This is a genomic window from Rhizobium sp. ZW T2_16 (assembly GCF_044987325.1).
In the GTDB taxonomy this organism is placed as follows: Bacteria; Pseudomonadota; Alphaproteobacteria; order Rhizobiales; family Rhizobiaceae; genus Neorhizobium; species Neorhizobium cellulosilyticum.
Map to the genome: position 1 here is coordinate 36,520 of NZ_JBJDRG010000005.1, position 13,875 is coordinate 50,394.

Annotated in this window: 10 protein-coding genes; 7 read left to right on the forward strand and 3 right to left on the reverse strand. The window is 59.9% G+C overall.

Translation table 11 applies throughout. The features are described 5' to 3' along the window. Nucleotides 1-68 precede the first annotated feature (68 nt). Together ACI3K0_RS14965 and ACI3K0_RS14970 are read right to left on the reverse strand one after the other, a co-directional pair. Nucleotides 69-1,271 carry a M24 family metallopeptidase gene (locus ACI3K0_RS14965; protein WP_404945542.1) on the reverse strand — a complete coding sequence of 401 codons (1,203 nt, stop codon included), beginning with the start codon at nucleotides 1,269-1,271 and terminating at the stop codon, nucleotides 69-71. 40 nt (nucleotides 1,272-1,311) lie between these two features. Then, nucleotides 1,312-3,177 (reverse strand): adenine deaminase, encoded by a 1,866-nt coding sequence (locus ACI3K0_RS14970; protein WP_404945543.1) that lies wholly within the window; start codon nucleotides 3,175-3,177, stop codon nucleotides 1,312-1,314. 303 nt (nucleotides 3,178-3,480) lie between these two features. On the opposite strand from ACI3K0_RS14970, the gene adhE reads away from it, so the two are divergent. Further along, on the forward strand, nucleotides 3,481-6,135 hold the full coding sequence (adhE, locus tag ACI3K0_RS14975) for a bifunctional acetaldehyde-CoA/alcohol dehydrogenase (protein WP_206826637.1): 2,655 nt from the start codon (nucleotides 3,481-3,483) through the stop codon (nucleotides 6,133-6,135). A gap of 138 nt (nucleotides 6,136-6,273) precedes the next feature. Here the strand turns inward: adhE and ACI3K0_RS14980 are convergent, their stop codons facing one another. Further along, entirely contained in the window at nucleotides 6,274-7,272 is a 999-nt protein-coding gene (locus ACI3K0_RS14980) for a LacI family DNA-binding transcriptional regulator (protein ID WP_404945544.1), read from the reverse strand. Between the two features lie 288 nt (nucleotides 7,273-7,560). Here ACI3K0_RS14980 and ACI3K0_RS14985 point away from each other — a divergent pair, with 288 nt between their 5' ends. The 6 genes from ACI3K0_RS14985 to ACI3K0_RS15010 all read left to right on the forward strand — a co-directional run bounded on the left by ACI3K0_RS14985 (nucleotide 7,561) and on the right by ACI3K0_RS15010 (nucleotide 13,872). Further along, a complete protein-coding gene (locus ACI3K0_RS14985) occupies nucleotides 7,561-7,866 on the forward strand; it encodes a hypothetical protein (protein ID WP_206826641.1) in 306 nt (101 codons plus the stop codon). Next, nucleotides 7,815-9,200, forward strand: coding sequence for a heparinase II/III family protein (locus ACI3K0_RS14990; protein WP_404945545.1), 1,386 nt, complete (start codon nucleotides 7,815-7,817; stop codon nucleotides 9,198-9,200). The genes ACI3K0_RS14985 and ACI3K0_RS14990 overlap by 52 nt, the downstream gene beginning before the upstream one ends. 186 nt (nucleotides 9,201-9,386) lie before the next feature. Beyond that, a complete protein-coding gene (locus ACI3K0_RS14995) occupies nucleotides 9,387-10,292 on the forward strand; it encodes a LysR family transcriptional regulator (RefSeq protein ID WP_148146883.1) in 906 nt (301 codons plus the stop codon). 177 nt (nucleotides 10,293-10,469) lie between these two features. After that, nucleotides 10,470-11,414 carry an ABC transporter permease gene (locus ACI3K0_RS15000; protein ID WP_148146885.1) on the forward strand — a complete coding sequence of 315 codons (945 nt, stop codon included), beginning with the start codon at nucleotides 10,470-10,472 and terminating at the stop codon, nucleotides 11,412-11,414. Next, nucleotides 11,411-12,229, forward strand: a complete 819-nt coding sequence (locus ACI3K0_RS15005; RefSeq protein ID WP_206826649.1) for an ABC transporter permease — start codon at nucleotides 11,411-11,413, stop codon at nucleotides 12,227-12,229. The genes ACI3K0_RS15000 and ACI3K0_RS15005 overlap by 4 nt, the downstream gene beginning before the upstream one ends. 8 nt (nucleotides 12,230-12,237) lie before the next feature. Then, complete coding sequence (locus ACI3K0_RS15010) at nucleotides 12,238-13,872, forward strand: ABC transporter ATP-binding protein (protein WP_206826838.1); 1,635 nt, start codon at nucleotides 12,238-12,240, stop codon at nucleotides 13,870-13,872. The last annotated feature ends 3 nt before the right edge of the window (nucleotides 13,873-13,875 follow it).

Consider the following 13,875-nt stretch of genomic DNA (forward strand, 5'->3'; position numbering starts at 1 on the left):
TGGTATGGATAGTGCGGGGGCGCGGCCAGAAAGCCGCACCCCCGTCAAAATTTGTTTGATATCTCGACTTAGCCGAAAGGCCTGTCGATCGAATGGGCCGGTTCGGTGAAGAAGACCGGGCCTTCTCCTGACATGTAGATGATGTCTTCCAGCCGCACGCCGCATTCGCCGTATACGCAGAGCATCGGCTCGTCGGAAAACACCATGCCGGGCTGAAGTTTCGTCTTGTTGCCGCGAACGATGAACGGGTTTTCGTGCAGGTCCATGCCGAGACCGTGGCCGGTGCGATGCGGCAGGCCGGGGACCTGATAGTCCGGTCCGTAGCCGGCATCCGTCAGCACCTTGCGGGCGGCGGCATCGACGTCCTCGCAGGGAGAACCCAGTTGGGCTGCCTCGAAGGCGGCGCGATGGGCTTTCTTTTCGATGTTCCAGAGTTCGCGCTGGCGCTCCGTCGCCTCGCCGAAGACATAGGTGCGGGTGATATCCGAGCAATAGCGATGGATATGTGCGCCGAGATCGATCAGCACCATGTCACCCTTGGCAAGCGTCTGCGCGTAGGGCACCCCATGCGGATAGGCCGTCGCCTCGCCGAACTGGGCGGCGGCGAAGACATGGCGCATGCCGAGTTTTGCATGGGCGCTGGCGATGAAATCCGTCACTTCGGTGGTCGAAACGCCTTCGTAAAGCCCTTCCCACACGGCCTTGTGGACGCGCAGGCTGGCGGTCATCGCCGTTTGGATGATGGCGATTTCGGTAGCCGACTTGATCTGGCGGCAGGCTGCGATCAGATCACCGGCGCCGATGATCGTCAGCCGCGCGCCGATATGGGCGGTGATCGGGCTTGAGAACATGAAGGGCGTGGCCGGGTCGAAGGCGAGCGTCCTGCCCTCTGCGGGCAGATCGCAGATCAGGTTTGCAACGAGCAGGGCCGGGTCTTCATGCTCTTCCCAGGTGGCGATCTCGCCCTGGATCTTGATCAGGGTTACCGTCTTCGGCTCCTCGAATGCCGGGCTGATATAGATCGGCGCGCCGGTGGACGGGATGATCGCGCCGTGCAGGCGCTCGCTGGCGCCGAGCGTCATGCCGGTGAAGTAGGTGAGGCTGGTCGAGGTGTCGAGATAGACGGCCTTGACGCCCGCCTCCCGCATCAAGGCCTGCAGCTTGGCGATGCGGGATTGAAGCTCTTCGACGGAGATCGGAGCAACGGCGGCAGCGATATTGTCGAATTCGGCAAGCGACTGTTCGAAAGATTTGTAGACGGGGGCACTCATGGGCTTGTTCCTCAGACGGACTGGATTTCACATATTCTGACTAGAAGACAACGGGGTGGGTGGCGCCGGTCTCGACATTGACGAGGCCTTGCGGAGCGTGATCGCTTGGCGCGACCAGAACCCAGCGCCACGGCGCGCAGGTGAGCGTGGCGAAGGCCAGCCGCTCCGGGAAACCGGCGAACCAGCGCGGATGGAAGCTTGGCTCGTACATCCAGTCGATCTTTTCGCCTTCGGCATAAAGCGCCTGCATTTCCTCATGCAGGTCTTCCGCCGGGCGGCAGCTCATCAGGCCGGCCACTTCGTATCGCACGCGGGCGACGACCTTTCCTTCCCGCACCAGCGCCCAGCCGCCATCATTGTCGGCAACCGCGTTGACAGCTTTCGCCATGGCTTCGTCGGAAGAGCCGACGCACCAGATATTATGCTTGTCATGCGCCATCGAGCAGGCGAGTGCCGTATCGGGTGTCGACGGGCCGCAACCGAGCCAGAACATTTTCGACACGGCAGCCTTGCCGGAAAAACGGTCGATGATCGAGAATTTGGTGATGTTGCGGCTGTGGTCCCGCTCCACGAGACCGTCCCTGACCGGTAGGTCGAAGGCCAGGAAATCATCGGTCCAGTGGAAGGGGCGCAGCACGGCGGCCGTCATCGTCTGGCGGCCGGGTTCGGCCTTGATGGCAAAATCATCCGCCGTCAGGTCGCGGCCGATATTGATGGTGTTGGTCGCCCATTCCGGCCAGTCGATCTTTGGCACGTCCGGCAGATAGGTTTTGCGGTCAGACACCTGTTTTCCATCCGCCCAGACCCTTGCGATCTCGAATTTTTCGACATCCGACAGAAGCACGATATCGGCATAACGGCCCGGTGCGATCGAGCCGACCCAGGGGGTAAGGCGCATGTGGCGGGCCGGATTGATTGTGACGCACTGGATGGCGATCTCCGGTGCAAGCCCGGCCTCGATCGCAAGGCGCACATTGTGGTCGGTGGCGCCGAGTTTCAGCGTATCGGAAGCCGAGCGGTCGTCGGTGGTGAGCGCGATCTGCGACCAGTCGGCAAGGCCGCGGTCGAGAAGCCCCTTGATCACTTCCGGCAGGCTGTGCGGGCGAAGCTCCATGAACAGGCCGTGGGTGAGCTTGTCCCAGAACTCTTCCGGCGTCCACGCTTCATGGTCGGAGGCAAGGCCTGCTGCGGCGAAGGCATTGATCGATGGCAGGTCGCGAATGCCGGCGGCATGGCCCTCGACGACGGCGCGTTTTTCGAACGTCGCGCGGATCATGCCCCAGAGGCGTTCATGCGACGGATTTTCCGGGTTCCACACTGCCGGCCAGTCCATCACCTCGTCGAGGCCTGCCGTCATCAGGCTCTGTTGAAGAAAGGCCTTCTGCTCGTCATACCCGAGATAACCGCCGCCATGCTCGTAGGCTGTGGGTGGGACGGCGGAGCCGGGCAGGGGAAAAATCTTCAGCGGCGAACCGGCCTCGCGGGCCTTCAGCCAGAATTCCAGCGTCTTTGCGCCGTTGACATTGGAAAATTCGTGGCTTGCCTCGCAGGTCCAGGTATTGCCGCGCGGCAGGACGAGAGCGGCTTCCCATTCAGGCGTCAGATGCGAGCTTTCGATATGCTTGTGCACTTCGCCAAGGCCCGGCACGGCGGAAAGATCCGGTTCGTTAACACGAGTGCTCACTTCGCCCGGATAGGAGCCGGCCTTGCCGACATAGGCGATGCGGCGATCCTTGATGATGATTTCTTGGTCTTGCGACCATGTGCGGGTCGCGACATCGAGAAGCCGTCCGACACGCAGAGCCACATCGGCCTTTTCCTTGCCGAGCGCGACCAGCGTCAGGCGCTGGCGGATCCGCACTTCGCTGTCGGCATCGATGATGGTGTCTTGAATTTCAAAAGGCATGGTTTTCTCTGCGTCGTATTTCCGGGTCGCGGGCCCTGCAGTGATAGTCCGTGGCGGGGGCCAGTCAACCGTTCAAATCCATCGGGCCGGATTGTGAGCCAAGCTTTCGCCGCTATGCACGGGGCGAGCGAAAATTGACATATGTCATTGTGGGTTTTTGCAGCCGCGACATAGTTTCCGGGAGGCCGCGAAAGGCTTGCTTCCTGGCCGCATTGGTCCAGAATTTAGTCTTCTAAATCGATTTAGTACGCGTGATGAGCGCGACTTACCACGCACCATGATTCAATTTGAGGTGGAATTATCATGACAGTTAGCACGATTGCGGAGCTGGACGCGCTTGTGGCGCGGGTTGAAGCTGCACAGAAGGCTTATGCGAGTTTCAGCCAGGAGCAGGTTGACGAAATCTTCCGCAACGCCGCACTGGCGGCTGCGAATGCTCGTATCCCGCTTGCCAAGATGGCGGTTGAGGAGACCGGCATGGGTGTGATGGAGGACAAAGTGGTGAAGAACCATTTTGCCTCCGAATATATCTACAACAAATACAAGGACGAGAAGACCTGTGGCGTTCTCTCCGAGGAGCCGGAATACGGGATTGCAACGGTTGCTGAGCCGATCGGCCTGATCTGCGCCATCGTGCCGACCACCAATCCGACCTCGACGGCGATCTTCAAGGCGCTGATTGCGCTGAAGACCCGCAACGGTATCGTCTTCTCTCCCCATCCGCGCGCCAAGCGCGCCACCTGCGAGGCGGCTCGCCTCGTTCTGGAAGCCGCCGTCAAGGCCGGTGCGCCGAAGGATATTATCGGCTGGATCGACGAGCCAAGCGTCGAGCTTTCCAATGCGTTGATGCATCATCCGGCGATCGACCTGATCCTGGCAACCGGTGGCCCCGGCATGGTCAAGGCCGCCTATTCATCAGGCAAGCCGGCAATCGGCGTGGGTGCCGGCAATACGCCTGCCGTCATTGATGAATTTGCCGATATCAAGCGCGCTGTTGCCTCGATCCTGATGTCGAAGACCTTCGACAATGGCGTCGTCTGCGCCTCGGAACAGTCCGTTGTCGTGGTCGATGCCGTCTATGATGCGGTACGCGAGCGTTTCCGCACCCATGGCGGTTATGTTCTGTCGAGCAACGAGGCGGGTGCGATCAAGAGCCTGATCCTGAAGAAGGGCTCGATCAATGCCGAGATCGTCGGCCAGTCAGCGCACAAGATTGCCGAGATGGCAGGCTTCGAGGTTCCGAACGGCACCAAGGTTCTGATTGCCGAAGTCGAGGCGATCGACGAGACCGAACCCTTTGCCTATGAGAAGCTGTCGCCACTTCTGGCCATGTACAAGGCGAAGAACTTCGAGGCTGCCTGCGACAAGGCCGAGGCGCTGGTTGCCTTCGGCGGCGTCGGTCACACCTCGGTTCTCTATACCGACCAGGATCTTCAGCCCGAGCGCATTGCTACTTACGGCGCGAAGATGAAGACCTCGCGCATCCTGATCAACTCGCCGGCCTCGCATGGCGGTATCGGCGATCTCTACAACTTCCGTCTCGCGCCGTCGCTGACGCTCGGTTGCGGCTCGTGGGGGGGCAATTCGATCTCGGAAAATGTCGGCCCGCAGCATCTGATCAACAGGAAGACGGTGGCCATGCGCGCAGAGAACATGCTCTGGCACAAGTTGCCGCCATCGATCTACTTCCGCCGCGGCAGCCTGCCGTTTGCGCTTGAAGACCTGAAGGACAAAAAGCGTTGCCTGATCGTCACCGACCGCTTCCTGTTCGAAAACGGCAATGTCAACGACACGATCCGCATCCTCAAGGATCTCGGTCTCGAGGTCGAAGTCTTCTTCGAAGTCAGCGCCGACCCGACGCTTGCCGTCGTGCGCAAGGCGACAGCACTCGCCAACGCCTTCCAGCCGGACCTGATCCTTGCCGTCGGTGGCGGTTCACCGATGGATGCGGCCAAGATCATGTGGGTCATGTACGAGCATCCGGATGTCGAGTTCACCGATCTGGCGTTGCGCTTCATGGATATCCGCAAGCGCATCTACCGCTTCCCGACGCTCGGCAAGAAGGCCATGTTCGTGGCCGTTCCGACGACCTCGGGCACCGGTTCGGAAGTGACCCCGTTTGCGGTGGTGACCGACGAGAAGACCGGCATCAAGTATCCGATCGCCGACTACCAGCTGACGCCGCATATGGCGATCGTCGACGCCAATCTGGTCATGAACATGCCGAAGTCTTTGACCGCGCATGGTGGTATCGACGCGGTTACGCATGCGCTTGAGGCCTATGTTTCGGTCATGGCCAACGAGTATTCCGATGGCCAGGCGCTGCAGGCATTGAAGCTGCTCAAGACCTATCTTCCCTCGGCCTACAAGAACGGCGCCAAGGACCCGAAGGCTCGCGAGCAGGTTCATAATGCCGCAACGCTTGCCGGGATTGCCTTTGCCAATGCCTTCCTCGGCGTATGCCATTCGATGGCGCACAAGATCGGTGCGGAATTCCACATTCCGCATGGCCTGTCTAACGCGCTGCTGATCTCCAACGTCGTCCGCTACAACGCAGTCGACAATCCGAGCAAGCAGGCGGCGTTCAGCCAGTATGACCGGCCGAAGGCGCTATGCCGTTATGCCGAGATTGCCCAGCATCTCGGCCTCGGCGGTAAGAACGACGCGGCATCCGTCGAGAACCTCGTCCAGTGGCTGGAACAGCTGAAGAAGGATCTCGACATTCCGGCCTCGATCCAGGCAGCCGGTGTCGGCGAAGCCGACTTCATGGCCAAGGTCGACAAGCTCGCCGAAATGGCCTTCGACGACCAGTGCACGGGTGCCAACCCGCGTTATCCGCTGATCGCCGAAATCCGCGACGTTCTGATCGCCAGCTACCACGGCGAGGCTTATGTCGAGGAACAGGACAAGCCGGCCGCCAAGGAACCGCGTGTGGTTCCGATGAAGGCCAAGGGCTGACACTGACGTAAAACAACCTGCGCGCTGGCGGTCGCCGGCGCGCAGGGCCGCCTTAAATCTGGGTTGCGACTGGCTTGGGCAGGGTCACCAAGCCTGATGTTGTTGGCCGGTATCCAATGGATCAGGCTGGAATCGCATTCAGGTGAAATGGCGCTGGGTCGACTCGCGAATGATCAGCGCAGGCTCCAGCGTAAGATCCGTGGGTTGCGGCTTTTCTTCGATCATCGCAATGATCTTCTTCATCACCACTTCGCCGGTTGCCTGGCTACAAACGTCGACAGTTGTCAGCGGTGGCGTGACGTAGCGGCTGATCGGAATATTATCGATCCCGGCAAAGGCCACGTCATCGGGAACCTTGAAGCCAAGCGAACGGGCCTCGTTCATCATGCCGATCGCCACAAGGTCATTCCAGCCAATGATCACATCCGGGCGATCCGGACGCAGCAACACGCGGGCCGCGGCGCGTTCTCCTGCTTCATTCGTCGGTTCATCCACGTCGAAGATCAGAAGTTCCATCCCTGCCGGCTCCAGGATTTGCCTCAAGCCCTGAATGCGGTCGGCATTCGATGGTGCGCGCGAGTAGCCCATGTAACCGAACCGCTTGAATCTCTGCCGAACGAGATATTGCGCGAGCAGTGCAGCAACCTGAACGCTGTCCGTCCCCACTGTCAGGACATCATCGCGCTCTGGCTGTCCTAAAAAGGCGACCGGTTTGTCGAGTTCGGCCAGCCAGTCAGTGACGTCTTTCGGAATGCGGGCGCTGACGATCAAACCATCCGTGCGCGGCGCCAAGGCCTCCAATAGCGGGCGAACTGCCGCAATACTCTCCTCCATGTCCACGACGAAGAGATAGTAGCCGTTTGCCAGCGCCACCCGATTGGCACCCTTCACGACATTGGAATAATGAGGATTGGCGAGATCCATCACCGCAAGCCCGATTGCGGTCGTACGGCCGGTGACCATGGCGCGGGCAAGAGAATTCTGGCTGTAGCCCAGATCCTCGATCGCTTCGCGCAGCTTCTCTTCCACTGCCGGTGAGAATGACTGCTGGCCATTCACATATTTCGACACCGTCGCGATCGATACGCCGGCTTTCTCCGCAACATCCCGGATGGTCGGTCTTTTCGGGCGCTTCATGCAGATAAACGCTTTCCTTGTTTTCTTCTGTTTAACGTAACTGCCGGCGATGCGGATTTCGTTCTCATTTCGGGTGTTGACAATAACACATTATTTTCCGCGATTTCGGTTGATCCATATCATTCTATCAAGCTCCTGCCGCGCTAAAAATATCAGTTAAACGTTTTCCTTTTATGGGAAGCGTGCCTTTGAGCCGCTGGCTTAGAGGAAAGCGGCTCTGCCGGGGACAGACGTTTGGCATGTTCTGGAGGCGTGCAGGGCGAATGGCTATTTTAGAGGAGGTTTCCCATGAAGAAGGTAAGGGCGTTCGCGTTTGCAGCGCTGGCAAGCACGACGATGGTGTCTACGGCCTATTCGGCAGAGACGATCAATGTCTGGATGCGATACGGCGATGCCGAACGGCCGACGATTGCGCGCATCGTTGACGGGTTTACGGCCGAGACAGGGATCAAGGTGGACCTCTTTCTCGCAAATATCGATTTTGAAACGCGTCTCACACGTGCCGCTGCGGGTGGCAGCCTGCCGGATCTCTGCTCGAAGCCGTGCCTTCCCTCTACTATCGCATACAGGGCGAGATCGATCGCCGTGCGTTGAAGCTTCTCGAAGGGCCGAAACATTACGGCTGGTATCTGGGCCGGAACAACTGGACGGCATGGTGCGCGCACAATCTCTTGCTCGCCGCCTGCTACACGGTCGAAGACGACCAGCGCCTCGCAGCTATCGCGATGAAGCTGATGGTGCCGATGCAGCGCTTCTTCGATACAATCGAGCCATCCGGCGCCTGCATCGAGGGACCGGGCTACTGGGTGGTCAGCGCCGGACGGCTTGCCGGTTTCGTCAGCCTTGTCGAGGAACGCTTCGGCATCGATCTGAAGGCGGGGGATAATCAGAAATTCCGCAATTTCGGGGAGCATATCCTGCCGCTCAATATCGGCGGCAACCTCTTCGTCAACTTCGCGGATGGCAGTCTGAAGATCGATCTGGATCAGGGGCTGCTCAGCCGCTATGCGAGCCTTATCGGCTCTGACCAGCTGTCCGGTCTTGTCGCCGATGATATCGACCGTTCGGCCCGTCACAAGCTCGCCAATCCGGGCCGGGGCCGTGGGCGCAATGACTATGCCCGCCAGTTCCTCGTTCACCTGACCCGACTGCTTTTCTGGACACCGGAAAACAGAAAGTCGGCGGCAAGGACATGTGAGAAAAGCGTCTGGCTCGCCGACATGCAGATGATGATTGCCCGATCCGAGGAAAAGGCCGGGGCCGGGCTGATGTTGAGCGCGATCGCCGGCAGTAACGACCCGGAGGTCAACCATCACTCTCATAACGACGTCGGCCATTTCAGCGTCTATCTGGACGGTGAGCCGATGATTATCGATCTGGGGCAGGGGGCCTATTCGCGCGCTACTTTCACCGAGACGCGATATGATATGTGGCATATCAGTTCGAAGGGGCACAACATTCCCGCCGTGAATGGCCGCCTGCAATATGCGGGAAAAGGCTCGCAAGCGCGCGATGTTGCGTACCGCCACGAGGGTACCAGCAGCTATCTGTCTCTCGACGCAAGCCCGGCTTATTTCCCTGATCCCGGATCGCGGCGAATGATCCGATACCTCAATTTCAGCCATGACACGGCAAAGATAGAGATCAGCGACGAGATCGATTTGGGCGAGCCGCTCACCCGCTTTGAACTTCCTCTTTATGTCTCGGATCGAAAAATAGTGGTTGGGACTGAAGGGGTGTGCCGGCTCTACGGGACGCACAGCGTACTGGCCATCACCCCGGAAAATCTTCGCGTCACCGGTTTGGAGCCGATCGAGATTACAGATCCGCGCCACCTCGATGTCTGGGGAAGCCGGGTTTTCAAGATCGGTTTCGAGGCGATTGACATCGAAAAGGCGATCTTCGGTTTCTCGATCGAGATCGGCTGATCTCTGTTGAGTTCTGCGCAGCGCTTATCGTTGATCCATCAGAGGGTGAGTGAAAGCGCTGCCGATGTTGGCCCCGAGCTCCGTGCCGGATGCTGGCAGATAGCATATCGTGAGAGATGTGGCATATGTTGTCGGAAGCGGAAGATCCGGCCTGGCAGTCATTATCGAAATCACGAGATCCAATCCATGAACATCAAGCAACTGGAAGTGCTTCGCACGCTTCTGGCAACCGGCTCGACGATTGCCGCTGCAAAGACGATGGGCCTCAGTCAGTCCGGTGTCAGCCGCATGCTGCAGCAGCTGGAGCAGGATCTCTCGATCACGTTGTTTGTGCGTGACAAGGGCCGTCTCATCGCGACGCCCGAGGCGCTTGCGCTGGGCCATGACGCGGAAAATGTTCTTCTTGCCGTGGACCGTATGTCCAGCCATGCGGAAGATCTGCGCAGCGGTGCATCCGGCCCGGATATCGTGCGCATCGGGCTGCCAAGCAGCATGTGGGAAAATTTCGCTCCGGCCATGCTGGTGGATTATATTCGTGACTTTCCAGGTGTGCGCATAGAGACTTTTTTCGAAACCACGACGGCGATCAACAAGCTGGTTGGGGAACGTATCATCGATCTCGGTTTCCTGCGCATGGAAGGGGAGACAGGGCCGGGGATTGTGGTCGACAAGGTGGCAAGCGGCACGAGTGTCTGCGTCGTGCCCAAGGACCACCCATTGGCGGAACTGGAAACGATCTCGGCAAAGGACCTGCGCAATGTGCCGCTGGTTCTTATTGGCCGGCAGAGACCGAACCGGATGGCACTCGACCAGCAGTTTGCACGCGCCGGTGTGAAGCAGATGGTGAAGATCGAGACGCATACCAACAGCTCGGCCTGTGCCTATGTTGCGCAGGGGTTGGGTGTGTCGATCATCAGCAGTTTCTACGCCAATCTGTATCGGCATCTGCCTGTCGTGCAGCGCCCTTTCGTTCCACAGGCCAGGCAGGATTTCGGCCTGGCGCGGGCTGCGGGCTTTCCGCTGTCGATCGCGGCGCAAGCCTTGAGCGATGCATTGCAGCGGCAAATTCAGCTTTCTCAAAAAATCGAATGAGATTAGCTAATTAATCCTGAAACTCGGGCTTTCCGGCCGACGAAGTGCGGCCCGCGAGATGCATAGACATATGACAAAATCGCATAATATTGCGTATCAAAAGTCATTTCGTCATAGTCTTAATTAACGAAACCGATGCTGGCGGAATGGAAAGCCGCCTTCAATCGTGGGGAAACAATGCTGAGATTTATCCTGAGCCGTCTTCTGATGGCGCTGCCGACGATCGTGCTTGTCTCGATCACGGTGTTTGCGCTGATCCGCTTCATTCCCGGTGACCCCGCAGCGCTGATGCTGGGCGACATGGCGCAGCCCGACCAGATCGCCGCCATGCGCACCGAGCTTGGCCTCGACAAATCGATGCCGCAGCAATTCGCCATCTGGGCCGGAAATGTCCTGCAGGGTGATTTCGGGCGCTCGATCGTCAATGACGAGGAAGTCCTGCCGCTCGTTGTTTCGCGTTTCATGGTCAGCGCGGAAATCGTCGTGATCGCCGTTCTGCTGGCCAGCCTGATTGCGGTGCCTGCCGGTGTGATTGCCGCCTGGCGGCAGAATAGCGCAACCGATCTGGCGCTGGTCGGTACCGCGACGGTGCTTTTGTCGATCCCGACATTCTGGCTCGGCCTTCTGCTGCTGCTTCTGTTCGGGCTGAAACTCGGCTGGCTGCCGGTTCTCGGTTACGTGTCGATCGGCGACAATGTAGTCGGCGGCCTGCTCTATCTGGTGTTGCCTGTGATGACGCTTGTCATCCATGAGGCGGGCGTGCTGATCCGCATGGCGCGTGCCTCGACACTGGAAGTGCTGCGTCTCGACTACATCACCCATGCCCGCGCCAAGGGTCTTTCGGAAAGCGCCGTGTTATGGCGGCATGCATTCAAGAATGCATTCGGCCCGACATGGACGATGATCGGCCTCATTCTCGGCAACCTGCTTGGCGGCATTGCGGTCATCGAGACGGTGTTCACCATTCCCGGTCTCGGCCGCCTGATGGTCGACAGCATTTTTGCCCGCGATTACCCGGTTATCCAGGGCTGCCTGCTGTTCGTCTCCCTCTCCTACGTGCTGGTCAATCTCGTCGTCGACCTGCTTTATCCCCTGTTCGATCCGCGGGTTGTCGCCGAATGAAAAAGTTCACTCTCAACGGCCTTATCGGCGGGTTTCTCATCACCGTTCTCATCGCAACCGCCGCACTTGGCCTGTTCTGGACGCCGTTCGACCCGATGAAACTGTCGTTCACCGCCCGTCTTGCCGGGCCGAGCGCCACGCATCTTCTCGGGACTGATGAATTCGGCCGCGATGTGCTGAGCCGCCTGATGGTCGGAGCCCAGGCGAGCGTCTGGATCGGCTTTCTGACCGTCAGCTTCGCCACGATCTTCGGCACTCTCATCGGCCTTGTCAGCGGTTATGCCCGCGGCTGGATGGATGGTGTCATCATGGCCGTCAACAATGCGCTTTTGGCCTTTCCCGGCATTCTTCTGGCGCTTGGCCTGCTTGCCGTCTTCGGCGCCAACCAATACGGCATCATCTTTGCGCTCGGTATTGCCTACACGCCGTCGATGGCACGCGTGGTGCGCGGCGCCGTGCTGTCGCTGCGCGAACGCGAGTTCATCGAAGCCTCGCGGGTGATGGGCAATGGGGAGCTGTTCACGCTGTTCCGACATGTCCTGCCGAACTGCCTTGCGCCGATCACCGTGCTTGCCACCTCGATGTTCGGCTGGGCGATCCTGTCGGAAAGCGCGCTTTCCTTCCTCGGTCTCGGCGTGCCGCCACCGGCACCCACATGGGGCAATATGCTGGCCGCCGGCCGTCCCTTCATCCAGCAGGCCGTCTGGCTGGGTCTTTTCCCCGGTATCTGCATCGCGCTGACCCTGCTCGGCATCAATCTGCTCGGCGACGCCCTTCGCGACCGCCTCGACCCGCGCATGAGGGGCCTGAAATGACCAAGGACATGTCCGCAGAAACGCTTTTGAGCGTCAACAGCCTTTCGCTTGAAGTTGCCCATACCGGTCTCGAGGTGGTCAAGGGCATCTCCTTCGACATCGCGCCGGGCGAAATCTTTGGCATCGTCGGCGAAAGCGGCTCCGGCAAGACGCTGGCCACCCGTGCGCTGATCTCGCTTCTGCCTCCGGCGATCAAGGTTACGGGTGGCTCCGTCCGCTACAAGGGCCGCGATGTCCTGACAATGAAGGACAGGGAGCTTCGGCATCTGCGCGGCGGCGAAATCGGCGTGGTTTTCCAGGAGCCGATGACATCGCTCAACCCGTCGATGACCATCGGCCGGCAGCTGGAGGAGGGGCTTGTCCTTCACACCAAACTGTCGCCACAGGACCGTCGCGCCCGCATTCTCGACATGCTGAAGCGTATCGGCATCAAGAATCCGGAGGGAGCGCTTGCCGCCTATCCGCACGAGTTTTCCGGCGGCATGCGCCAGCGTATCATGCTCGCGTCGGTCATGCTGCTGAAACCGGCGCTGTTGATCGCCGACGAACCGACCACGGCGCTCGATGCCGTCATCCAGCGCGATGTCATGGAGCTTATGGTCGAGCTGACGCGGGCCGAAGGCACCGCCGTTCTTCTGATCAGCCACGACCTGCCGATGGTGGCGCGTTATACGAGCCGCATCGTGGTGATGGAAAAGGGCTCGATCGTCGAACAGGGGCGCACCGAAGATCTGCTCGATGCCCCGCAGCACGATTATACGAGGAAGCTTCTGTCCTCTCTGCCCTTCCGCGGCGAGGCGCGTGCGCTCGATACGTCGAAGGCACCGATGGTTTCGGCCCGCAATATCGTTGTCGATTATGCGGGACGCAAATCTTTGCTCAAGAAGGCGAAACCCAAGCGCGCCCTGCATGGCATCAGCATCGATATCCACGAGGGCGAGGTCGTCGCGCTGGTCGGCGGCTCCGGTTCCGGCAAAACCACGCTTGGCCGCACGATTGCCGGTCTGGTCAAGGAAAGCGAAGGCGATATCCGCTTTCAGGGGCGTTCACGCGACGAGGACTGGCGCGACTATCGCCTGAACTGCCAGATGGTGTTTCAGGACCCGTATTCCTCGCTCGATCCGCGCATGACGATCCTGGCGCTGGTCGAGGAGGCGCTCCGACTGGTGCCCGATCTCGACGCTCAGGCAAAGCGCAAGCGGGCGCTGGAAACGCTGGAGGAAGTAGGCCTTAACGCCGATTACGCCAGCCGCTATCCTCACGAGCTTTCCGGTGGCCAGCGGCAGCGTGTGGCGATTGCCCGCGCGATTGCCCGCCGGCCGCGCTTCCTGATCGCCGACGAGCCGGTCTCGGCGCTCGACGTGACGGTGCGCGCACAGGTGCTCGACCTCTTTTCCGACCTGCAGAAACGCTACGGCTTTTCCTGCCTGTTCATCAGCCACGATCTCGGCGTGGTCGAGCAGGTGGCTGACCGTGTCGTCGTCATGCAGGACGGCCGGATCATCGAAGAGGGAGATCGCGACACGATCTTCGACAACCCCAGGCAAGCCTATACCCGCCGCCTGCTCTCGGCCATTCCCGCGCTCGGCCACAACGAGCGGGGCGGCGTGACACTCAAATGGCGGCTCGAAAACGATGCATAACAG